The 18,350-nt window shown below is 41.5% G+C and carries 17 protein-coding genes; 4 read left to right on the forward strand and 13 right to left on the reverse strand.

Annotated elements, in window-relative coordinates; genetic code table 11:
• Positions 1-69 precede the first annotated feature (69 nt).
• Complete coding sequence (gene prli42 / locus HBHAL_RS20900) at positions 70-210, forward strand: stressosome-associated protein Prli42 (protein ID WP_014643681.1); 141 nt, start codon at positions 70-72, stop codon at positions 208-210.
• A 59-nt stretch (positions 211-269) separates the two neighbouring features.
• Here prli42 and HBHAL_RS11925 read toward each other — a convergent pair whose 3' ends face one another.
• The 12 genes from HBHAL_RS11925 to HBHAL_RS11980 form a co-directional block, all read right to left on the reverse strand.
• Positions 270-791 (reverse strand): L,D-transpeptidase, encoded by a 522-nt coding sequence (locus HBHAL_RS11925; RefSeq protein WP_014643682.1) that lies wholly within the window; start codon positions 789-791, stop codon positions 270-272.
• Between the two features lie 139 nt (positions 792-930).
• On the reverse strand, positions 931-2,055 hold the full coding sequence (gene tnpB, locus HBHAL_RS11930; protein WP_014643683.1) for an IS200/IS605 family element RNA-guided endonuclease TnpB: 1,125 nt from the start codon (positions 2,053-2,055) through the stop codon (positions 931-933).
• Positions 2,056-2,214: 159 nt separating this feature from the next.
• Positions 2,215-3,153 carry an aromatic acid exporter family protein gene (locus HBHAL_RS11935; RefSeq protein WP_014643684.1) on the reverse strand — a complete coding sequence of 313 codons (939 nt, stop codon included), beginning with the start codon at positions 3,151-3,153 and terminating at the stop codon, positions 2,215-2,217.
• Between the two features lie 78 nt (positions 3,154-3,231).
• Complete coding sequence (locus HBHAL_RS11940) at positions 3,232-3,663, reverse strand: BrxA/BrxB family bacilliredoxin (RefSeq protein WP_014643685.1); 432 nt, start codon at positions 3,661-3,663, stop codon at positions 3,232-3,234.
• A 148-nt stretch (positions 3,664-3,811) separates the two neighbouring features.
• Positions 3,812-5,131, reverse strand: a complete 1,320-nt coding sequence (locus HBHAL_RS11945; RefSeq protein WP_014643687.1) for a dihydrolipoamide acetyltransferase family protein — start codon at positions 5,129-5,131, stop codon at positions 3,812-3,814.
• A 16-nt stretch (positions 5,132-5,147) separates the two neighbouring features.
• Positions 5,148-6,131 (reverse strand): alpha-ketoacid dehydrogenase subunit beta, encoded by a 984-nt coding sequence (locus HBHAL_RS11950; RefSeq protein WP_014643688.1) that lies wholly within the window; start codon positions 6,129-6,131, stop codon positions 5,148-5,150.
• 15 nt (positions 6,132-6,146) lie between these two features.
• Positions 6,147-7,148: a thiamine pyrophosphate-dependent dehydrogenase E1 component subunit alpha gene (locus HBHAL_RS11955; protein ID WP_014643689.1), complete on the reverse strand. Its 1,002-nt coding sequence runs from the start codon at positions 7,146-7,148 to the stop codon at positions 6,147-6,149.
• A 17-nt stretch (positions 7,149-7,165) separates the two neighbouring features.
• Positions 7,166-8,587, reverse strand: a complete 1,422-nt coding sequence (gene lpdA / locus HBHAL_RS11960) for a dihydrolipoyl dehydrogenase (protein ID WP_014643690.1) — start codon at positions 8,585-8,587, stop codon at positions 7,166-7,168.
• A gap of 14 nt (positions 8,588-8,601) precedes the next feature.
• Positions 8,602-9,687 carry a butyrate kinase gene (gene buk / locus HBHAL_RS11965; protein WP_014643691.1) on the reverse strand — a complete coding sequence of 362 codons (1,086 nt, stop codon included), beginning with the start codon at positions 9,685-9,687 and terminating at the stop codon, positions 8,602-8,604.
• A gap of 24 nt (positions 9,688-9,711) precedes the next feature.
• A complete protein-coding gene (gene bcd, locus HBHAL_RS11970) occupies positions 9,712-10,806 on the reverse strand; it encodes a branched-chain amino acid dehydrogenase (RefSeq protein ID WP_014643692.1) in 1,095 nt (364 codons plus the stop codon).
• 12 nt (positions 10,807-10,818) lie between these two features.
• Positions 10,819-11,721, reverse strand: a complete 903-nt coding sequence (gene yqiS / locus HBHAL_RS11975; RefSeq protein ID WP_014643693.1) for a phosphate butyryltransferase — start codon at positions 11,719-11,721, stop codon at positions 10,819-10,821.
• Positions 11,722-11,826: 105 nt separating this feature from the next.
• A complete protein-coding gene (locus HBHAL_RS11980) occupies positions 11,827-13,899 on the reverse strand; it encodes a sigma 54-interacting transcriptional regulator (RefSeq protein WP_014643694.1) in 2,073 nt (690 codons plus the stop codon).
• 136 nt (positions 13,900-14,035) lie between these two features.
• Here HBHAL_RS11980 and HBHAL_RS11985 point away from each other — a divergent pair, with 136 nt between their 5' ends.
• The 3 genes from HBHAL_RS11985 to HBHAL_RS11995 are packed head-to-tail and all read left to right on the forward strand — an operon-like array spanning position 14,036 to position 16,928.
• The gene (locus tag HBHAL_RS11985) at positions 14,036-14,281 is read left to right on the forward strand and encodes a DUF2627 domain-containing protein (protein WP_014643695.1); all 246 of its coding nucleotides are present in this window, start codon (positions 14,036-14,038) and stop codon (positions 14,279-14,281) included.
• A gap of 14 nt (positions 14,282-14,295) precedes the next feature.
• The gene (locus HBHAL_RS11990) at positions 14,296-16,203 is read left to right on the forward strand and encodes a DUF294 nucleotidyltransferase-like domain-containing protein (RefSeq protein ID WP_014643696.1); all 1,908 of its coding nucleotides are present in this window, start codon (positions 14,296-14,298) and stop codon (positions 16,201-16,203) included.
• Positions 16,203-16,928 (forward strand): 3'-5' exonuclease, encoded by a 726-nt coding sequence (locus HBHAL_RS11995; RefSeq protein WP_014643697.1) that lies wholly within the window; start codon positions 16,203-16,205, stop codon positions 16,926-16,928. Before HBHAL_RS11990 ends, HBHAL_RS11995 begins: the two co-directional genes overlap by 1 nt.
• 36 nt (positions 16,929-16,964) lie before the next feature.
• On the opposite strand, the gene HBHAL_RS12000 is transcribed toward HBHAL_RS11995, so the two are convergent.
• Positions 16,965-18,314 carry an aspartate kinase gene (locus HBHAL_RS12000; RefSeq protein WP_014643698.1) on the reverse strand — a complete coding sequence of 450 codons (1,350 nt, stop codon included), beginning with the start codon at positions 18,312-18,314 and terminating at the stop codon, positions 16,965-16,967.
• Positions 18,315-18,350: the final 36 nt, after the last annotated feature.

An 18,350-nucleotide genomic window follows, 5' to 3' on the forward strand; every position in this document is an offset into this window, starting at 1 on the left:
GCCCTTGTCCAAATGAATGTTTTTCGATAGAATGTTGGGTAGGATGGAGCAAGAAGGAGGTTAAAAACCTTGGCAGCAAACAACAAGCAGCATCAACCAACGAAAAAGAAGAAATCTAAGCGAGAAAAGCGTACGAAAGCCGTAATCTATTTGATGATCCTTTCTATGGTTCTGTCGACTCTCTTAGCTGGTGCTTCATTTTTCTTATAACGTTTACAGGAAAATATAAAAAAACGGCTGGAAGCCTAATTAGGCTTCCAGCCGTTTTTTTATGTGGCAGGGTTAAGCATTCTGTTCAATCCATCTCTTATCCACGAGTCATAAATGCTTTTCATTTCGTTATTGCTTTTTACAATAACCACTTCGGATTCTAATGAGACAATATCAAACAGTTTTTCTACATCTTTGTTTTGAAGTCGGATACAGCCAGCCGACACTGACTTACCAATTGATTCAGGCCGGTTCGTGCCATGTATCCCATATATTCTTCCATCGGTACCCCGGGCATCAAATCCAATCCAACGAGTCCCGAGGGGGTTTTCTTGCGCTCCACCGGGAATATTCTTTTTCCGATAGTAAGGGTCTTTAGCTTTAACCTTGACATGAAACTGACCTTCCGGGGTTAATTCGGACGTTTTGCCTATGGCGGCCGAGGCGTTAAACACCTCATGTCCTTCTTCAAAGACAGAAAGTTCATGTGTTGCTTTGTTAACTATGATCACCGGTTCTTCATTGACTTGCGGCGGGAGTAATGGGAGGAACATCATCATGACTAACATAGTCAAATGCATAAGTCTCATCCTCTTTTAGTTCAAGTTTTCCCCTGTTTATGAGGGTTATACATATATTGAACTACCCCCACTTACTCGCTGACGCTCCTTGAAGTAGGGGGATTCCTAAGAGCACAAACCTAACGGTTCGTTCAAATGATTAGGCTAGCCCCGTCGCACAGACGGTTGGAAGGATCCTTTGAATCTCCTTCAATATATTGAAGCTCGCATTTAGATCGCGGTTGTGGTGGCTGCCACAATTCGGGCAATCCCACGTTCGAACAGCGAGATTCTTCACCTCACCGTTTTGGTATCCACAATAGGAACACAGTTGCGAACTCGCAAAAATTTTCGATACGGGTATCAATTGTTTTCCGTACCATTCTGCTTTGTATTCGAGCATAGTAGTGAACATCGACCAGCTCGCATCACTAATCGATTTGGATAGTTTTCGGTTTTTGAGCAAATTGGAAATTTGGAGATTTTCTACCCCAATCACATCGTGGTTTTTGATGATTTCGGTAGAAATCTTATGCAGATAATCTTTGCGAGAGTTCGTAATCTTTTCATGGAGTCTGGCTACTTTAATCCGTTGCTTATGCCAATTCGAAGATCCCTTTTCCCTTCGGGAAATGATACGTTGAGCTTTTGCTAGTTTCTTTTCGGTCTTACGTAGGTATCGTGGGTTTTCATAGGTGGTGCCATTCGAGAGAACAGCGAAGTCTTTCAATCCGAGATCAATACCCACAGAGGAGTTGGTTTTAGGAAGTCTCTCGACTTTTGTATCAACAAGAATAGAAACAAAATGTTTACCTGAAGGATTCCGCCTAACAGTTGCGCTTAAAATACGCCCTTCTACTTCACGACTCTTAGCAAACAGCACCCAGCCTACCTTTGGTAGCTTCACTTTATTACCGACTATTCTGATATTGCCTTTGTTGTATTGAGCGGTATAAGATTGCTTTCTATTCTTTTTAGACTTGAACTTCGGTCTATTGTTAAGTTTCTTAAAAAAACGATCGAAAGAATCTGCAAGATTCCTCAACGAATTTTGCAGAGCTGTACTATCGACTTCTTTTAACCATTGGAAATCTTGTTTGATTTGTGTAAGTTGTTTATTGCATTTTGCATAAGACAAACCTTTACCAGAACGTTTGTAAGCATTGTTCCACTCGGAGAGGAAATGATTAAACACAAAACGTGAACATCCGATGGATTTAGCAATTAACGTTGTTTGTTCTTTACTAGGATAAATGCGAAATTTATAAGCTTTGTGCGTCACCATTTCCACCTCCACACAGGAACTTACGTTCTCGTTTTAGTATAGCATATAGCCTTAAGAATAGAAAACGAAAACCTTCGCCTGAAGGCGAAGGCATTCATCTCCCACTTACCACCGGTCTTCGACACAGTGCTTGAAGAGGGAGGCTTCTGCCGATAAATGCTAAAAAGAGCTTTTAAAAATTAAATACTGTTCAATTTCATGCAATAAATGAAAGAGACTGGCACGTGCTTCAAATTCTTCTCTCGTTTCGGGAAGCTCGTCCTCACGGAATTCCTCTTTCATATCGTTTAACTGCTGCAGAAATAGTACAGCCGTATTTCCAGGATGGACAGCCTCGGCTAGTTCGTCAAAGAAATCGGCAATTCTACCACCGTGTTTGGACGGAGGCGTAATACGATTTACCAGGGGTAGCATTCGCTGTAACAAATCAAATTGTTTTGTCCTCATGTGAAAATAATGATAATGGCGATTATGAATCCGTAAAAGATGATTTTCTACATCTCGAAAAGCGAGTGATGTAGCTTTCTCCAGGATCTCTTCCGTATCAGCCATTTCTTTTCCTGTCCAGGAATCCCTGCCTTCTCTTAAGTAGGTCGCAATCTCTTTAAGAATTACCCTGAAATTTTCTTCCACTCTTTTCTGATAATCCTCTAATTTATTTTCTAAACTCGGCATATATAAATTTAATAGGAGGGCCGTACCAATACCTACAATAATTAAAATGATTTCGTTCCAAATAATACTCCATCCAATATCACCGGAGATATACAAATGGAGAATAATAACCGAACTGGTGACGATCCCCTGTGTTAACTTTAACCTTACAGTCACCGGAATAAATGCAAAAAGCATCAAACCAATAGCAATTGGATTATAGCCAATGAGCAATTCAAAGAATATGTAGGAAAATCCCATAGCTATCAAGCAGGCAGAAAAGCGGTACCAGGAAGTTAGAAAAGAGCGCTTTCGGGTGATTTGGATACAGAGAATGGTTAATATTCCGGCTGAAACAAAGTTATCCAACTGAAGCAGCTGTGCAATCCAAATGGCGATTGGCGTGCCAAGCGCTGTTTTTATCGTACGATAGCCGATTTTCAAATCTTTTTTCACCTCGATACTTGTAATTTATATCAAAAAAGGGACCTTTGTAAGTACAAAGATCCCTTAAACGTATGATTATACTTCTTCACAATACTCATCAAAGCTGCGTTGAAGCTTACCGATGACTTCCATTGGTTCAAAACCTTCGATATCATGACGTTCGACCATTGTCTGGATTTTTCCATCTTTTAATAGTGCAAATGAAGGTGAGGATGGAGGGTAACCTTCAAAATATTCTCTTGCACGGTTGGTAGCTTCCCGGTCCTGACCTGCAAATACAGTAACCAGCTGGTCCGGCCTTTTATCATAGTGAATGGCATGAGCTGCTGCCGGACGAGCGATACCTCCAGCACAACCACAAACAGAATTAATCATAACTAGTGTTGTGCCTTCTTTATTTAAAGCTTCATCAACTTCTTCGGGTGTTGTTAATTCGCTGTAACCAGCTTGTCTGATCTCATCGCGCGCTTTCGTTACAACATCGTTCATGAAAATATTAAAATCCATGTAGCATGGCTCCTTTATTAAGTACTAGAGTCATTTTACCAAGATATTCATCGTCTTTCAATCCAATTGAGTTAACCCGATCAAAGGTTGTTCGGATATACGATAAAAGCTGCTCCCATATAAACACTTAGGAACAGCTTTCTTATTATTAATAGACTGAAGTATTATCTTCAGACATTTTTTCTAGAATTTCCTTAACACGTGCCAGGAAATTACCTGCAACCAGTCCGTCCAATACCCTGTGGTCTAAGGAGAGACAGAGATTTACCATGTCACGAGCCCCGAACATGCCATTCTGATATACAGGTCTTTTCACAATGGATTCCACCTGAAGAATAGCTGCCTGCGGATGGTTAATGACCCCCATAGATTGTACAGAACCAAAAGACCCCGTGTTATTGACGGTAAATGTGCCGCCTTCCATATCTTTAGAAGTCAACTTACCATCTCTTGCTTTAGCAGCTAAATCCGTAATATCTTTGGCAATTCCTTTAATGCTCTTTTCATCAGCATCACGGATAACGGGTACAAATAGTTGATCTTCTTTAGCCACAGCAATATTTAAGTTAATGGCTTTTCGCTGGATGATCTTGTCTCCGCCCCAAGTGCTGTTTAACTGTGGGTATTCTTTCAAAGCTTGCGCTACAGCTTTTACAAAGAAAGCAAAGTAGGTTAAGCTGAACCCTTCTTTTTCTTTAAATTGTTTTTTCTTTGCATTCCGAAGTTCCACCAGATTAGTAACATCTACTTCTACCATCATCCACGCATGTGGAATTTCAGTTTTAGATTTTACCATGTTTGCTGCAATCGCTTTACGAACACCGTTGACAGGGATTTCAATATCCCCCTCTGCTGCTTGTACATTGGAAGCGGCAGCAGCTGGTGCTTGTTTTTCAGAAGAAGCAGCGTCAGGTTGAACAGAAGGCTGTACATTTTCCTCTGTGTTTTTCTCGGCTTGTGGAATTTCTCCACTTTCAATAATTTTCTCAATGTCTTTACGCGTGATCCGGCCCCCGCGGCCTGATCCTTCAACTTGATTTAAATCAATGTCATGATCTTGAGCAAGAGTCATGACAGCAGGAGAGTAGCGCTTTTTATTTCCTTTATCCTGTTTAGGCTGCTCGGATTTTTGGGAAGTAGTTGTCTTCTTCTCTTCTTGTTTCTTTTCTTGCTTGACCGGCGCTTCTTCTACTTTAGATTCCTCCGGCTTTTCTCCAGAAGTTGAGCCTTCGACCTCTATGTGACACATTAAATCACCAACGGCCAGGGTCTCCCCTTCTTCCGCTACAAGTTCTTTTATTACCCCTGTGAAGGAAGATGGTACTTCTGCGTTCACTTTATCAGTCATAACTTCAGCTATTGGATCATATTTATTTACTTGATCACCAGGCTCAACCAGCCATGTACTGATCGTACCTTCTGTGACACTTTCTCCAAGCTGAGGCATATTGATCTTTTCTACGCCCACACGAACTCCTCCTTAATTAAAATTCAGCGAGATCCCGCATTGCTTTCTCGACTTTATCTGGATTCATCATGAAAAACTTTTCCATTGTCGGTGCATAAGGCATGGACGGAATGTCAGGACCCGCAAGACGCTGCACAGGTGCATCGAGATCAAATAAGCAATTCTCACTGATGATCGCTGATACTTCGGATATAATTCCGCCTTCTTTGTTATCCTCTGTAACTAAAAGCACCTTTCCTGTTTTGGAAGCAGCTTCCATAATACCTTGCTGATCCAATGGATAGACGGTTCTTAAATCAAGGATATGAGCGTCAATTCCTTCTTCCGCTAACTTTTCAGCGGCCTGCAGCGCAAAGTGCACACACAGACCGTACGTAATAACGGTAATATCTGAACCTTCTCTTTTCACATCCGCTTTTCCAATAGGTAGTGTATAATCCTCTTCAGGAACTTCTCCTTTAATCAAACGGTACGCTCGCTTGTGTTCAAAGAATAGAACAGGGTCATTATCACGGATGGAAGCTTTCAACAGCCCTTTCACATCGTATGGAGTTGAAGGCATTACAATCTTTAACCCTGGCTGGTTTGCGAAAACAGCTTCCACAGATTGCGAATGATAGAGAGCCCCGTGCACACCACCACCGTAAGGAGCACGAATCGTCATTGGCACACTCCAATCGTTATTAGAACGATACCGCGTTTTAGCAGCTTCGGAAATAATCTGGTTCACGGCAGGCATGATAAAGTCAGCGAACTGCATTTCTGCTACCGGTCTCATTCCATACATAGCAGCCCCAATTCCAACACCCGCGATTGCAGATTCAGCGAGGGGTGTATCAAGAACACGATCTTCTCCAAACTCATCATAGAGTCCGTCTGTAGCACGGAAGACCCCGCCTCGCTTACCGACGTCCTCTCCAAGCACGAAAACTTTATCGTCCCGCTTCATTTCTTCTCTTAAAGCCTGCGTTACTGCCTGAATATAAGATATAACTGCCATTTTTATTCCCCCTCCTTACTCTTCATTCTCTTCATAGACGTACTTCATTGCCGATTCCGCTTCAGCATATGAGGCATTTTCAGCATAATCAGTTGCATCATTGACAATTTGATTAATCTCTTCATTCATTTCGGTTTCTATCTCTTCCGTAAGTATGTTTTGTTCGCGTAAGTAATTCGCAAAAGTAACTATAGAATCTTTCTTTTTAGCTTCATCTACTTCTTCCCGCTCCCTGTATGTGCGATCATCGTCATCACTTGAGTGAGGGGTCAGACGATAGGATACTGTTTCAATCAGGGTAGGGCCTTCGCCGTTTCTGCCACGGACTGCCGCAGCTTTAACTGCCTCATAAACGGCTAGAGGGTCATTCCCATCCACAGTAAAACCAGGCATACCATATCCGATGGCACGGTCAGAAACCTTTTCACAGGCAAGCTGTTTCGAGACAGGTACAGAGATGGCATATTTATTATTTTCTACCATAAAGATAACTGGGAGTTTATGAACGCCTGCAAAGTTTGCTCCTTCATGGAAATCACCCTGATTGGAGGAACCTTCTCCGAAAGTCACAAGTGATACAAAATCTTTCTTTTCCATCTTTCCAGCCAGGGCTATACCTACTGCATGGGGTACTTGAGTCGTTACTGGAGATGAACCTGTTACAATTCTGTTTTTCTTCTGTCCGAAGTGACCTGGCATTTGACGTCCACCTGAATTCGGGTCCTCCGCTTTAGCAAAACCAGAAAGCATCAAATCCTGAGGTGTCATTCCAAAGGAAAGGACAACTCCCATGTCCCGGTAGTAAGGCAAAGCATAGTCTTTGGTTCGGTCAAGAGCATAGGAAGCACCTACTTGGGCAGCCTCCTGACCTTGACATGAAATAACAAATGGAATTTTACCTGCACGGTTCAATAGCCACATTCTTTCGTCAATCTTTCTTGCCATAAGCATGGTTCGAAACAAATCTAAAACTTCTTCGTCACTAAGTCCTAATGATTTATGGCGGTTTTCAGCCATATTTCCCCCTCCTTTTTTTATCCGTGGATTTGATTACCATCTACAGCCATAGCTGCTTCTCCAATTGCTTCCGCGAGCGTCGGATGCGGGTGAATACTCTCAGCAATTTCCCATGGAGTGGCATCCAGTACTTTCGCAAGACCTGCTTCAGAAATCATATCCGTTACATGCGGACCTACCATATGAACTCCTAAAAGATCGTCTGTATCTTTATCAGCGATGATTTTTACGAAACCATCGGTTTCTCCAAAAACAAGTGCTTTACCAATAGCCTGAAATGGAAATTTCCCAGTCTTTATATTATAATTCTCATCTTTAGCCTGCTGTTCCGTCAAACCTACACTCGCTACTTCAGGATTTGAATAAATGCAAGTAGGCACATGATTATAGTTCATTGAGTGAGGGTTTTGGTTAGCCATATGTTCAACTGCTGTAATCCCTTCATGAGAAGCAACATGAGCCAGTTGCATACCCCCGATTACATCGCCAATCGCATAAATATGACTTTCTTTCGTCTGGTAATAGGAATTGGTCTGAATCACACCATTTTCAACTACAATATCTGTATTTTCCAGACCAATATTTTTAACGTTGGCCGATCGTCCCACCGAGACAAGCATTCGATCAGCTTCATAAGTAATTGCTTCACCGTCTACTTCTGCCTGGATGGAAATGCCTTCCTCTTTATTAAGTGTATCCGGCATTACTTTGGCACTTGTTACAATATTAATTCCTTTTTTCTTCATTTGTTTTTGCATTTCTTTGACGACATCCTGGTCCTCTGTGGGTAAGATCTGAGACATATACTCAAGTACAGTGACTTTGACTCCAAAATCTGAAAGCATGGAGGCCCATTCGATTCCTATGACTCCCCCGCCTACAATTACAATCGAAGATGGTAATTCTTCCATATAAAGTGCTTCATCTGAAGTCATTACCTGCTTTCCGTCCACTTCCAGCCCTGGTAGAGACTTAGGACTTGAACCGGTTGCTATTAAAACATTTTTAGGAATTAACATTTCATTTTCTTCCCCATTATTCATTTCCACAGATATTGTTCCCGCTGTCGGAGAGAAAATGGAAGGGCCAAGAATTCTTCCAAGTCCTTCAAAAATATCAATTTTTCCTTTCTTCATTAAACCTTGCACACCATTATGTAGGGTGTCTACAATTGATTGTTTACGCTCTTGAACCTTAGTGAAATTAAGTGTTGGCTCTTGCACTGTCACACCAAAATCTTCCGCTTCCTTTGTCTGACGGAAAACCTCTGCACTTCTGAGTAAGGCTTTCGATGGAATGCACCCCCGGTGAAGGCAAGTCCCTCCAAGTTCACGTTTCTCAACAATTGCTACTTTAAGTCCAAGCTTCGAAGCACGGATAGCTGCGACGTATCCGCCTGTTCCGCCCCCGAGAACGACTAAATCATATTCTTCAGCCATGTGGACTCTCCTTCCTATTCTATAAAATTAGGATACTGCTTTGGAACTTCTTCATGATTCAGTATTCGTAAAGTGCCTTCGTTTAAAGCCTCTAATTCATTCTCACCTGGATAGACAAGTACATCAGCAATCCAGTGGATTCGCTTTGATATTTCTTCCACGAACGTTTTCCCGTAAGCAAGACCGCCAGTGAGGGCGATCGCATCTACTCTTCCTTCCAACGCCGCACTCATACTTCCTATTTCTTTAGCGATCTGGTATGCCATCGCTTCATAAACCAGTTTAGCTTTCCGGTCACCATGCTGAACCATTTTTTCTACTTCTCTAGCATCATTTGTATCTAAGTAGGCCATTAACCCACCTTGTCCTACCAACTTTTTCATGACTTCATCTCTGTAGTATTGCCCTGAAAAACAAAGAGATACAAGATCTCCCGCAGGAACCGTTCCTGCCCTCTCCGGTGAAAAAGGGCCATCGCCATGCAGACCATTATTAACATCAATAACACGTCCGTTGGCATGGGCGCCAACAGTAATGCCGCCCCCCATATGAGTAACGATTAAGCGGGTGTCTTTATAGGGGGTTTCCAAGTCTCTTGCAGCACGCCTGGCCACTGCCTTCTGGTTCAAAGCGTGAAAAATGCTTTTACGAGGAATTTCAGGAACCCCGGAAACTCTGGCTATATCCTGAAGCTCATCCACTACAACTGGATCAACAATATAAGCTCCAATATTTAGCCCCTTTGCTATTTCATTAGCTATGATTCCGCCCAGATTGGAAGCATGTTCACCATTGTAGCCGTTTTTCAAATCCTCAAGCATAGCTTCATTGACTTCGTATGTGCCTCCTTCAATAGGCCGAAGCAGACCGCCTCTTCCACAAACAGCACTCAACTTACTGATATTAATTCCTTCTTGATCCAGTTCATTGAGAATGACCTGCTTCCTGAATTCGTACTGGTCAATAATTTTATTAAATTGATTGATTTCTTCCGGCTGATGCCTGATTGTCTTTTCAAAAATAGCATCTTCATCGTCAAAGACGCCGATCTTTGTTGATGTAGAGCCAGGATTAATGACTAGTATGCGATGATTTTGCAATGTCTTCGACCTCCATACCCGTACTTATTTCCTGCTTAAAATGTGGTGGCCGTTTTGAAGAAACTGGCTCCGAGAGCGACGCAGACGTTCAATGCGTTCTTCTGCCATGCGGTCCGCTGCTCTATAAGTAGGTATATTATCACGACGGGAAATTTCAAATACGCGGGAGACATTGTCATAAATAGTTTCTACACGCTTCATAGCTCGCTCTTTATTATACCCGTGAAGTTCATCAGCTACATTGATCACTCCACCTGCATTGATGACGTAATCTGGTGTATAAACCACGCCTTTTTCGTGGAGAAGATCGCCATGGGAAGTATCTTTCAACTGATTATTGGCCGCTCCCGCAATGACTTTCGCCTTTAACTGCGGAATGGTTTCGTCATTAATGGTTGCACCCAGAGCACAAGGAGCATAGATATCACAGTCCACACCATATATATCGTCAGTCTCGACCGCTTCAGCACCGAATTCATCCACAGCCCGCTGAACAGCTTCCTTATTAATATCCGTGACGATTAAGTGGGCTCCCTCTTCATGCAAGTGACGGCAAAGGGTGAAAGCAACATTTCCTACGCCTTGTACGGCAACCGTTTTGCCTTCTAATGAATCGCTGCCGAAACCTTCTTTTGCGGCTGCTTTCATTCCTCTGTAAACACCATAAGCTGTCACTGGAGAAGGGTTTCCTGAGGAGCCAAATGCTGGAGATATACCAGTTACGTAATCCGTTTCTTCATGAATTAAATCCATATCCTGAACGGTTGTTCCTACGTCTTCAGCCGTAATGTATCGCCCATTCAAACCTTGAATAAAGCGGCCGAATGCCCGGAACATTTCTTCGTTCTTTTCTGTCTTAGGGTCTCCTATGATTACCGTTTTTCCTCCACCAAGGTTCAATCCAGCAGCTGCATTTTTATAAGTCATCCCTTTAGCTAAACGGAGAGCATCCTCAATTGCATCTTCTTCAGAGGCGTAGGTCCACATACGTGTTCCACCAAGTGCCGGCCCTAGAGTAGTATCATGGATGGCAATAATAGCTTTCAAACCCGATTGTTCATCTTGACAAAATAATAGTTGTTCATAATCGTATTCTTTCATGTAGTTAAAAATTTGCATTTTCAATTCCTCCTATTGTTTGCTGGACTGTAATGCCAGTGCTAGCGAATAAACCTTACTTTCTGCTGAATCAGCTCTTGAAGTCAATACAATGGGTGCTTTGGCTCCACTTATTACAGCAGCGACTTTGGCACCAGCAAAATACATAAACGACTTGTATAAGGCGTTGGCCACTTCTATAGTTGGCACCATTAGAATATCCGCTTGTCCTGCCACTTCTGACTGCACCCCTTTATGTTCAGCCGCTCGTTTATCAACCGCATTATCAAAAGCAAGCGGTCCATCCACGAGACAATCACTAATCTGTCCCCGCCGGTTCATTTGAGTTAATATGGCAGCATCCTCAGTAGCCGGCATAGCCGGATTAACTACTTCCACAGCAGCAAGCACAGCAACCTTCGGTAAGTTCCAACCTGCTAGGCTCGCTACTTCTACGGCATTATTTATGATCTGAACCTTCTCCCCCAGGGTTGGGGCAATGTTCATAGCCGCATCAGTTAAAAATATTAATTTGTCCTGCCCCGGTACTTCAAAGAGGGCAACATGGGATAAGACCCCGCCAGCTCTAAGGCCATATTGTTTATCTAATACCGCTTTAAGCAGTGTTTTAGTATCAATATTTCCTTTCATTACCACATGAGCTTCTTGATTATGAACGGCCTTTACGGCTTCATGAGCAGCCTTTTCACGTGTGCAATCCAGAAAGGTTATCCCTTCATCTTTCAAATCTATATTCATCTTTTCTGCAAGTTCTGTAATAGCTAGTTTATCTCCTGTAAGAAGAAACCTGCCAATTCCCAGTTCTCGTGTTTTTTTAACCGCTCTCAAGACTTCTTCATCTTCGGCCTGAGCTACTGCAACGGTTTTCAATTCTGCACGATTAACCTGGGCCACCATTTGATCTAAGGTTTTCATTCTGTCACCTCTTCTTATAACTAATGCAAGATTCGTGCCAACTCAATGCACCCCACATCTGCCTGTTTCGAAACTCACAACCGTGCAAAATTTTGCATTTTATGCTTATTTTTGCATGCTATGTTTATCTAAATTGTATTTATCCAATTTATAATAGAAGTTTCGAATGGATATGCCAAGGGCTTTAGCGGTCTGTGTCTTATTAAAATCATGGGCCCGGAAAGCGTCCGCTAAGAGTCTTTTTTCATATTCATCCACGGCTTGCTGAAGTGTCTCCCCTAGCCACTGATTTCCTGATGTATTCGCACCGGAAGCTGTTGAAGTTTCTTTCGTAAGGTTCGGGATATGTTTAGGAAGTATTACATCTTCTAAATGATCCATATAAATCATGGCACGTCCAATAATATTTTCGAGCTCCCTTACATTCCCGGGCCAATGGTAGGCAGTTAATTGCTGGAAAGCCTGCTTATCTATAGAAGTTACATGCCGGCCATAATCTTCATTCAGTTTTTGAATCAGGTGCTCAGCCAAGAGTTTTAAATCTTCTATCCTCTCTCTTAAAGGAGGGATGTAAATCGGAAGACGGTTTAAGCGGTAATAAAGATCTTCACGAAAAGATTTATTCATAATCGCTTTTTCCAAATTCATATTGGTAGCAGCAATTACACGTACATCAATGTGTACCGGCTTAGTGCCCCCCACTCTTAAAATTTCTTTCTCTTGTAAAACCCGAAGCAGCTTTGCCTGCATGGGCAGGGTTAATTCTCCAATTTCATCTAAGAAAATGCTCCCAGAGTTGGCTTCTTCAAACAGCCCTTTCTTCCCCCCACGCTTAGCACCGGAAAAAGCTCCATCTTCATAGCCAAACAGTTCACTCTCTAATAAGCTTTCAGCTATAGAAGCACAATTTACACGGATAAACTTATTATGGCGCCGCTCACTCTCATTATGAATGGCATGAGCAAAAAGTTCTTTACCAGTCCCAGATTCCCCTCGCAGTAAAACGGTAGCCGGAGTCCTTGCTCCTACTTTTGCTTGTTCCAAAGCAAGCGTCATTTCTGAAGAATTACCGATAATGTCATCAAACGTGTACTTTGCTTCAAGACTCCTAATAATCTGACGCGCTCTTCTGAGTTCGCTGGTTAAAGACTGAATTTCTGTCACATCATGTAGAACTCCGACACTGCCTTTTAATTTTCCATCTACAATGACTGGTGCTACATTTACTAATACATCCTTTTTGTGAGGGCCCACCTTCATCCTCACTCCCCGAACTGGACGTCGGGTTTTGAGGACCTTCATATGCATACTTTCCCCTTCATATATGTCCACTGTGGCAGGCTTACCTACAATTTCATTTTCTGATAACCCTGTAATTCTGGAATAAGCAGGATTAACCATTAAACCGCTTCCATTTTCATCCACAACCGATATAGCTTCATCAGAAGATTGAATGATCGCTTCAAGCATCGTTTTTACTTCTTTTAAATCGGTAATTTCTTCTGCCAGATCTACTACTTCTGTAATGTCCTGAAAAACGGCATACGCCCCAATAACTTTCCCGCCAGCACCAATCATAGGAATCCTTGTCGTTATAACTTTTTTCCCATTTTCAAGGATCAATTTCTGGTTTACTTCTTTTTCCCGCGATTTCAATAGCTGAGGTAATCTTGAAGCCGGAATTACCCCCTGGATGGATCTTCCAATAATAGACTTTTTATCCATACCTAAAATCTGTTCCGCACTTCGGTTTACAAAAGAGACTTTGGCATCAGGTGCAATTACGATCATACCATCGTGAATGCTGTTTAATATAAGATGCTGGTTCTCAGTCTGGCGTTTCAATTCCTGAACGAGTGCTTCTTTTTCTTCGAGAAGCTCTGATGTAATATAAGCTACGGATCCTGGAATAACAACCGTTTTCTGATTTCTACGGGCTCTAATCTCTTCAAAAACCCCGTCATTTCCTGTAGCTTCAATTACTATATCTATATCTTTATGTATATACTCCTGCCAGTGAGCACCTGTTGGGATGTTTATGGCCTCTGCTAACCCAAGTCCTACAGCATCCTTGTTAATATCTGTCACTGCTACAATTTTCATTCGATCTGTTTCATTCAGCAGTTTTAACAGGGCTGTTCCACCTTTGCCTGCTCCGACAATCAATACACGTTTCATTATTATCACACCCTGCAATAATTTGCGCATCTTTATCCTACCTTATTATGCACTTTTTAGCAAGTGGGATTGTATTCCCACATCATTCTGCATTTGGTATACTAGATAATGATTGTTAAAAAAGGAGATACTAACTATGCGCATAATTGCTTTACTGTTATTAGCAACTCCCGGAATCATTGCGGTTTATGGCATAAAATTAATGCGGGATGCATTATTCGGTGAATTTCACCCTATATTTTTTCACATAGCTTTACAAGGAGCTGCCGGCTTGCTTTTTTTCTTAGGAGGACTTGCCTTTATTGGTGGATTCATTCTTCACCGTGACAGGAAAAGAAACCTCACAAAAGGACGCTTTGACCAAAATCGTAGTTCGAAATGAAGGAGTTTTGCTCTGTGACAGAGTTTGAGTTATTTAAGAATCAATACCCTTTTGATTTGTTAGCAGAAGAGGAATTTGAAGACGTATTCGGAAAAGCTGTAGTGAAAGAGTACAGCACGAATGAATTTATTATTCATGAAGACCAATCAGATAATTCAATTGACATCCATTTTCTCACCTCCGGTCTCGCGAATAATATTATGCATCGTTCCAATGGAAAGCAGTTATCTGTCCGCTTTTATTACCCCGGGGATTTAATAGGGGTCATGATTCTCTTAACCAGCGGTGAAATGAGATTTTCTGTCCAGGCTTTAGAACCTGTGAAAACCATCTGTTTTGAGCGAGAATCCTTTTTGAAAGTGATGTCTAATAATACACAGTTTTCAAAAGTCGTCATGGATGGAATCAGCAATTTAATGAAGAGTCTGTATGATGAAGTTAAATACAAGAGTTCCACAACTGATGATCAGGATGACCGCGATCTCTATAAAAAGCGTGCCGACGCCTATATGGAACCACCAACATTTATACACCCTGAATCTTCCATTGAAAAGGCTGCGCGTATGTTACAACAACAGAAAATAGAAGCTTTAATTGTAAGTGAGGATCAAAAAACGATGCTAGGGATGATAGGGTACGGTGAGATCCTTCGCGCTTATTTCGAAAACGATCACAATAATCCGGTGAAGGCCTATATGTCTCAGGAAGCATACGAAATCAATGAACAAGAATTCATTTATGATGCGCTTAGTTACCTGAAACACCACCCAACTGAAATCATTCCAGTTCTTCATAAAGATAAGATTGTAGGTATCCTTCGTCAATCATCTTTCTTTACGATCAAGAACTCGGTGTATTTTGATCTTACTTATCGAATTTCGAATGCGTCAACGATCCAGGAAATCATTGAACTTTCTCCAACCTATAACCAAAGATTCCAAAAATTCATCGCCAGCTTAATTGATGATAATATGTTTGCCTATGATATCGCTGAACTTATGACCAACTATAATGATCGTATCCATAAACAGGTTGTACAAATTGCTGAAGATGAAATGATTGCGGAAGGTCATGGTGCCCCTCCCATCAACTATTGCTTTTTGGTCATGGGAAGTGAAGGACGGAAGGAGCAGGCTTTTTCTACTGATCAGGACAACGGATTGATTTTAGCTGATTACAATCATTCGAAGCATAAAACAAGAATTAAAGCTTACTTTGAGCAATTTACTACGAAAATTAATTATATGTTAAATGAATGTGGATTCCCTTATTGTAATGGTGGAATCATGGCAAAAGAAGAAAAATGGCGCAAACAAATGACAGAATGGCATACAAGTGTAGACACTTGGATAGAAAAAATGGATGCAGAAGAAATTCGTGACTTTACCATTTTCATGGATTTCCGGCCTATATTTGGGGATTATTCACTCGCTTACGAATTAAAAAAGTATGTGACTAAGAGAGTTCAGAAATCACTAAGCCTTCATCAGCTTTTAATGAAAGACACGCTAAGATTCCGGGTCCCTGTCCAGCCGTTTGGACGTATCTCAGGTGTAGGAAAAAAGCGGACTCTTAATTTGAAAAAGTCAGCTATTATGCAGATTGTTAATGCTGTAAGAATCTATAGCATGAAATACGGCATTGAAAACATTAATACCGTGAGCCGTCTGAACGCATTAGCTGAACATGAACGCTTCCACCCTAGAGATGTCGAAAATGCTAAAACAGCTCTGCATCGTTTAATGCTGTTTCGTCTAAAGGAAAATCTGAAGCAGCTGGAAAATAAAGAAGTTTTGTCCAATGATCTAAAACTTACGCAAATGAACAAAGAGGAGCGTCGCTCTTTGCGAGAAGCATTGATTATTGCTAAACGGCTTCAGCAAGTACTTGAATTGAGTTACAACCGGAATAGGGTGATGTAATGCTGCCCGTGGACCTACAGATTCTTAAATATATATTTTTTGAAAAACCCATTTACCATTATAAAATTAAACCTTATTTAAAGTGGAAAAGTTATGGAAACCTTCAACGTCAGCTGCAAACGTACGAACCCGATTTCGAAATTGCTAAAAAGAATCTTAATGAAGTAGATTATACTATTTTCGATCTCGAGACCACTGGTTTTCTTCCAGAGATCGGTCACGAAATCATTTCTATTGGCGCTGTAAGGATTCATGGTCTTGATTCGTGTTACCGAAAGAAGCTTCACCAGGTCATCCGTCCCATCAGACCTGTAAATAAGCAGACTTTAAGGTTAACGGGACTCACGAAAGAACGCCTTAAAAATTCAAGTCCTTTTATAGAAGGCTTCCAAAATTTCCTGGATTTTAGTGAAGGATCTATTTTGGTCGCTCACCCTGCGAAATTTGATATGAGGTTCCTGCAGGCCATGTTAAAAAGATGGAAGCTGCCAGCTTATCATCCGCAGGTTCTTGATTCCCATTTAATGGCGCAATGGTTATTCCCTGACATCAAACATCAGCTCGATCCGCTGCTCAAACACCTCGGAATCGAAAAGCGTGAGCGTCATCATGCCTTAAACGATGCTATTATGACTTCTGAATTATTCTGTCACCTTATGCGCTTAACCATGAATGAGGGAATAAATACAGCCGAAGATTTACAAAACCAATTGTACAAAAAATAAAACGAAGCTGCTTCAAAAGCAGCTTCGTTTTATTAATCATTCAAAAAAATTCTTATAGAGAGCTTGCACAGCGGCTGTAAGCGATTCAGATTTCACACCAAACATCATGGAAACTTCGGAGGAACCCTGGTTAATCATCTCTATATTAACCCCGGCATCCTTAAAAGCTGTGGCAGCCTGACTGGCTAATCCTACGGCCTGGTTCATGCCCTCCCCAACTATCATAATCATGGCCATATCTCTCTCAATAAGAACCATATCAACATCCAATTCGTCTTTGATCCGCTTAACCACCACTTCTTCCTTCTCTTTAGGAAGCTGGTAATCCCTAAGGATCACAGACATATCGTCTATACCGGAAGGAGCATGCTCGAATGAAACCTCTTCATCTTCTAATATCTGGAGCAAGCGGCGTCCAAAACCGATCTCTCTATTCATAAGAAATTTACTTACATAGATATTCAGGAAGCCATGATCACTTGCTATCCCAACTACATGACCTTCCCGATCCGGCTGTTCAGATACAATCATAGTACCTGGAGCTTCAGGATTGTTTGTATTCTTTATGCAAACTGGTATCTTTTCTCTGAATGCAGGAATAAGTGCTTCATCATGAAATACAGAGAACCCAGCATAAGACAATTCACGCATTTCCCTATAGGTAAGGGAGGTCAACTGTTTAGGATTGTCTACAATGTTTGGGTTCACACAATAAACAGAGTCAACATCTGTAAAATTCTCATAAAGATCAGCTTTTACCCCGGCAGCTACTATGGCACCCGTTATATCTGAACCTCCGCGGGAAAAGGTAACAAGCTGACCGTTAGGTGTAAAACCAAAAAAGCCTGGAATAACCAAGATTCCATCACGTTCTCTTAATTGATAAAGTCTCTCAAAACTCTCTTCATGTACTAAAGCGCCTCCTAATTGATTTCGAACGATTATACCTGCATCCCTCGGATTAACATAAGATGCTTTTTGGTTCCTGAACGTTAAATAGGCACTTATTACTAACGCTGAGCCATCTTCTCCGCATGATTTCAAAGCGTCCATCCCATAGGGTACACCTTCTTTGATTAAGATCATGGCTTCATCAATCTTAGTTTGGACCGCCGTAAAAACTTCTTCACGCAGTCCGAGTTCGTTAACATTACTTCGAAACCGATTTAACACTTGATCATAAACGTTTCTGTCAAAAGAAGAGCCATGTATAGAATCCCCAAGTTTAATGAGAAGATCAGTTACTTTCTCGTCTCCAGAAAATCGTTTACCTGGAGCAGAGACCACAATAACACTTCTTTCATTATCTGCTTCTATAATGTCAGTAATTTTTTTTATTTGTTCCGCATTAGATACAGAACTTCCACCAAATTTTACTACTTTCATATGTAAACACCCCATCAATCCACAAAGTTACTAATA

This window comes from Halobacillus halophilus DSM 2266 (assembly GCF_000284515.1).
Taxonomy (GTDB): domain Bacteria; phylum Bacillota; class Bacilli; order Bacillales; family Halobacillaceae; genus Halobacillus; species Halobacillus halophilus.

What these genes read in the sequence shown, in the direction of transcription:
- HBHAL_RS11925 (WP_014643682.1), bottom strand. Translation starts at nt 791, where the DNA reads ATGCATTTGACTATGTTAGTCATGATGATGTTCCTCCCATTACTCCCG.
- tnpB (WP_014643683.1), bottom strand. Translation starts at nt 2,055, where the DNA reads ATGGTGACGCACAAAGCTTATAAATTTCGCATTTATCCTAGTAAAGAA.
- HBHAL_RS11940 (WP_014643685.1), bottom strand. Translation starts at nt 3,663, where the DNA reads ATGGATTTTAATATTTTCATGAACGATGTTGTAACGAAAGCGCGCGAT.
- HBHAL_RS11950 (WP_014643688.1), bottom strand. Translation starts at nt 6,131, where the DNA reads ATGGCAGTTATATCTTATATTCAGGCAGTAACGCAGGCTTTAAGAGAA.
- HBHAL_RS11955 (WP_014643689.1), bottom strand. Translation starts at nt 7,148, where the DNA reads ATGGCTGAAAACCGCCATAAATCATTAGGACTTAGTGACGAAGAAGTT.
- lpdA (WP_014643690.1), bottom strand. Translation starts at nt 8,587, where the DNA reads ATGGCTGAAGAATATGATTTAGTCGTTCTCGGGGGCGGAACAGGCGGA.
- bcd (WP_014643692.1), bottom strand. Translation starts at nt 10,806, where the DNA reads ATGCAAATTTTTAACTACATGAAAGAATACGATTATGAACAACTATTA.
- yqiS (WP_014643693.1), bottom strand. Translation starts at nt 11,721, where the DNA reads ATGAAAACCTTAGATCAAATGGTGGCCCAGGTTAATCGTGCAGAATTG.
- HBHAL_RS11980 (WP_014643694.1), bottom strand. Translation starts at nt 13,899, where the DNA reads ATGAAACGTGTATTGATTGTCGGAGCAGGCAAAGGTGGAACAGCCCTG.
- HBHAL_RS11985 (WP_014643695.1), top strand. Translation starts at nt 14,036, where the DNA reads ATGCGCATAATTGCTTTACTGTTATTAGCAACTCCCGGAATCATTGCG.
- HBHAL_RS11995 (WP_014643697.1), top strand. Translation starts at nt 16,203, where the DNA reads ATGCTGCCCGTGGACCTACAGATTCTTAAATATATATTTTTTGAAAAA.
- HBHAL_RS12000 (WP_014643698.1), bottom strand. Translation starts at nt 18,314, where the DNA reads ATGAAAGTAGTAAAATTTGGTGGAAGTTCTGTATCTAATGCGGAACAA.